The organism is Stenotrophomonas sp. HMWF003 (assembly GCF_003061285.1).
Lineage (GTDB): Bacteria > Pseudomonadota > Gammaproteobacteria > Xanthomonadales > Xanthomonadaceae > Stenotrophomonas > Stenotrophomonas maltophilia_AP.
Window position 1 is genome coordinate 2,406 of record NZ_QAIW01000298.1, and the last position, 4,216, is coordinate 6,621.

Sequence of the window (4,216 nt, forward strand, 5' to 3'; positions counted from 1 at the left end):
GCGTGCTGCGCGCCGAAACCCGGCCGTCGTTCCTGGGCACCAAGGCCGTCAACAAGCCGCTGCCGGTCACCCGCACCGGCGCGCGCATGGGCCTGCATGCCAAGTCGATGGTGGTGGACCGCCGCATCGGCGTGATCGGCACGCACAACTTCGATCCGCGCAGTGAGAACTACAACACCGAAGGCGCGGTGATCATCGACGACCCGGTGTTTGCCGAAGCGCTGGCGCAGAGCATCCTGCGCGACATCCACCCGCAGAACTCGTGGGTGGTGGCGCCGCGTACCAAGCCACCGGTGTTGTCCGGGTTGAACTACAGCGTCGGCAAGGCATCCGAAGCACTGCCCGTGCTGGACTTCTGGCCGTGGCGCTACGCCACCGATTACGAGTTCCAGCCCGGTCCGGACTGCCCCGCGCCGCTGCGCCGGCAGCACGAGGACTTCCATAAGTGCTACGTGGCCGTCGGCGATTTCCCCGAGGTCAACGTCGGCCCGAAATGGCTGCTGGTGCGCATGCTGACCGCCTTCGGCGCCGGCCTGGTCCCCATCCTGTAATCCCTTGGTTCCACGGAGCTGCTGCATGTCCCAGGTATTCCGCGAGGCGGTGTCGATCGAGGCACTCAACGCGCTCAGCCGCAACACCCTCATCGACCACCTGGGCATCGTCTTCACCGTCGCCGGTGAGGACTGGGTCAGCGCCACCATGCCGGTGGACGCACGCACCCGCCAGCCTTACGGCATCCTGCACGGTGGCGCGTCGGTGGTGCTGGCCGAAACGCTCGGCAGCAGCGCCGGCAACCTGTGCGTGGATACCACCCAGCAGGTGTGCGTCGGCCTGGAGATCAACGCCAACCACATCCGCGCCATGCGCGGCGGCGTGGTCACCGGTACCGCGCGTGCGGTGCACGTGGGCCGCAGCACCCATGTCTGGGACATCCGCATCGAAGACGAGGGCGGCCGCCTGGTGTGCACCTCGCGGCTCACCCTGGCGGTGGTGCCGGCGGTCGCCCCGGGCTGATCGCGGCACTGCATGGATGCTGTGTTGCGTTGGTCGCCACAGTGCGCCGGCGCACTGTGGGTGTGGGCGCTGTGCCGCAACCGGGCAGCGGCTTGACCCCTTGCGGTCGCTGGCCCTCCCGCGTTATCGATTTGGCCGGTTGCGGCTGGCAGACCCTGCGGCGCTCGGGTATCGTGCGCGGATGAATTCCCCCACCCCGGCCTCACGTGGCGGCGTGGCGCGTGTGTGCCGATACCTGTACCGCGTACCGCTGCTGCTGGTCCACCTGTTGCTGTTCCTGCCGATGCTGCTGATCGCCATGCTGCCCCCGTGGGGACGCGTGCTCGTGGGCAACCGTCCGTTCGAGCACGTCGCGGTCAATGCATGGTCCAGCGGCCTGATGTGGATCTTCGGCTTCCGCCTGCACCGGATCGGTACGCCGCTTCCCGGTGCGGTGCTGTTCGTGGCAAATCACGTCAGCTGGGTCGACATCAACATGCTGCACAGCCAGCGCATGATGGGTTTCGTGGCCAAGCGCGAGATCGCCAGCTGGCCGGTGGTGGGCTGGTTGGCCGCCCGCGGCCAGACCATCTTCCACCAGCGCGGCAGCACCGAGTCGCTGGGCGGGGTGATGCAGGAAATGGTGGTTCGCCTGCGCGAGGGCAAGGCCGTGGGCGTGTTCCCCGAAGGGCGCACCCGGGGCGGCCATGAAGTGGGCCCGTTCCACGCCCGCATCTTCCAGGCCGCGGTGGAAGCCCAGGTCCCGGTGCAGCCGGTGGCGCTGCGCTATGGCTGGCGCGGCGACGCCCAGACCATCGTGGCGTTCGGCCCGGGCGAGAGCTTCTTCGCCAATTTCCTGCGCCTGCTGGGTGAGCCGGCCCGCCGCGCCGAGGTGCATTTCCTCGCGCCCATTGGTACGCACGACCTGGAAGGCCGTCGCCGCATCGCTGAAACTTCGCGGACGCGCATCCTGGCGGCGATGAACGCCGAGTAGCGCATGTCGGCTCTTCACGCGCCAGCGTCGCAACCGGGAGCAGGCTGCCGCCCATGTTGACCGCTGCCGACTACCGCCCGCCGCGTTGGCTGCGCAATCCGCACCTGCAGTCGATGCTCAGCTCCAGCCGCATGCGCATGCAGCGCGGCCTGATGCTGCTTGCCGCCACCGGGGCGATGACCGAAGAGCTGATCCTGGACGGTGGGCAGGGCGTGCGCCTGCAGGGCTGGCACAGCCACGTGGAGGGCCGCGAGCCGATCGGCATGGCGCTGCTGCTGCACGGCTGGGAAGGCAGTGCCGAGTCCAGCTACATGCGCATGACCGCCGCGCGCATGCTGGAGGAGGGGTTCGACGTGGTGCGGCTGAACTTCCGCGACCACGGCAACACCCACCACCTCAACCCCGGCATCTTCCACTCCAACCGCATCGACGAAGTGGTCCATGCCGCGGGCGACATCGCCCAGCGCTGGCCGCAGCTGCCGCTGGTCGCGGCCGGTTACTCGCTGGGCGGCAACTTCGTGCTGCGCCTCGCACTGCGCGCGCCATCGGCCGGGGTGCCGCTGCGCCGGGTGGCGTCGGTCTGCCCGGTGCTGGACCCGGCCATCACCATGGAGAGCATCGAGAACGGCCCGGCGATGTACGACTGGTATTTCCGCCGCAAGTGGGCCGGCTCGCTGCGCCGCAAGCGCGACCTGTTCCCCGAGCTGAGCGACTGGGACGACCGGGTGCTCAAGCTCGACATCCGGGCCCTCACCGCCTGGCTGGTCGAGCACCACACCGACTTCGGCTCGCTGCAGGCGTATTTCGACGGGTATTCGATTGCCGGCGACCGGCTGGCCGGGCTGGACGTGCCGGCCGACATCCTGATGGCCCAGGACGACCCGGTGATCCCGTTCGCCACCTTCGACGGCTGGCGCCTGCCGGCCCACGCCCACCTGGAAATCGCCCCGTGGGGCGGCCATTGCGGCTTCCTGGAAAACTGGCGCGGCGACGGCTTCTCCGAACGCTGGGTGTCCCAGCGGCTGCGCGCCGAAGCCGTGCGCTGAGCCAGCGTGGCCCGGCGGGCGTGCTCTACAATCGGGGTTTGACCCACGCTGGACCGTCATGCAAGACAAGATCCTCCAAGCCCTGCGCCGCAATGCGGCCGACGATGCCGTGCAGCTTGCGCGCCAGTGGACCGCCGACGAGCCGGAGCAGCCGCAGGCGCACCGCTGGCTGGCGCTGTCGCTGCAGCAGCAGGGCCAGTTCGATGCCGCCCTGGACAGCCTGCAGCAGGCCCTGGCGCTGGCCCCCGACAACGCCGACCTGCACCTGCAGCACGCCGGCCTGCTGCTGGCCCTGCGCCAGTTCGAGGCCGCCGGCTCGGCGCTGGACCGCACCGCCTCGCTCAATCCCAACGAGCTTGCCGCCTACCTGATGCAGGCGCACATGGCGCTGCTGCGCAACGACGTGGACGAAGCCGAGCGCATCACCCGCATCGCCACCCGCCTGGACGAGGACAGCCCCGAGCTGGCCGCATTGAACGGCATGATCGCGCTGCGCCGGGGCGAGGGCGACCGCGCGCTGGCCTTGCTGTCGGCGGCTGCGCGGGCGCTGCCGGACGATCCGCGGGTGCTGTATGCGCTTGGGTTCGCCTACATGAGCAAGGACATGCTGGCCTTTGCCGAGCAGGCGTTCCGGCGCGTGCTGGAGCTCAACCCGGCCGTGACCTCGCTGCGTGCGCTGCTGGTGCAGCTGGCGCTGCGCCAGGGCAACAGCGAATCGGCTGCAGCCACGCTGCGCCAGGTGCTGGCCGAGCCCGACGGCGACACCCCGGCCATGCGCCGCCTGGCCGGTGAGCTGGAACTGCAGTCCGGCCAGCCGCTGCAGGCCGTGGAGCACCTGTTGCCGGTGCTGGAACAGGCGCCCGGCGATCGCCACACGCTGCAGCTGCTGCTGATGGCCTGGCAGCGCCTGGGCCGCGAACAGCAGGCCCGCGACACCCTGGACGCGTTGCTGGACACCCACCCGCAGCTGCACGACCTGTGGCTGGCACGGTTGTCCATCGAAGTCGTGGGCGCCGCCGAGGCGGTTGCCGTGGGCGAGCGTTGGCTGCAGGCAATGCCCGACCACCTGCCGGCGCTGGAAACGCGCATGCGCCTGCACGACATGGCCGGCGAAGGCGATGCAGCCGAGGCGATGGCACGTCGCATCGTGGCGCTTGAACCGGGCCGCGTCAGCGGTGAAACC

5 protein-coding genes are annotated in these 4,216 nt (G+C 69.8%); all 5 read left to right on the top strand.

All coding sequences use genetic code 11. The annotated features are described in order from the left end of the window. On the top strand, positions 1-551 hold a 551-nt coding region (locus DBR34_RS22880; RefSeq protein WP_258223870.1), incomplete at its 5' end, for a phospholipase D-like domain-containing protein. 25 nt (positions 552-576) lie between these two features. After that, on the top strand, positions 577-1,014 hold the full coding sequence (locus DBR34_RS12205) for a hotdog fold thioesterase (protein WP_128096990.1): 438 nt from the start codon (positions 577-579) through the stop codon (positions 1,012-1,014). Positions 1,015-1,195: 181 nt separating this feature from the next. Continuing rightward, on the top strand, positions 1,196-1,987 hold the full coding sequence (locus tag DBR34_RS12210; protein ID WP_128096991.1) for a lysophospholipid acyltransferase family protein: 792 nt from the start codon (positions 1,196-1,198) through the stop codon (positions 1,985-1,987). A 56-nt stretch (positions 1,988-2,043) separates the two neighbouring features. Next, a complete protein-coding gene (locus DBR34_RS12215) occupies positions 2,044-3,033 on the top strand; it encodes an alpha/beta fold hydrolase (protein ID WP_181393987.1) in 990 nt (329 codons plus the stop codon). 58 nt (positions 3,034-3,091) lie between these two features. Further along, positions 3,092-4,216: tetratricopeptide repeat protein (locus DBR34_RS22885; protein WP_258223871.1), on the top strand; the 1,125-nt coding region annotated here is incomplete at its 3' end.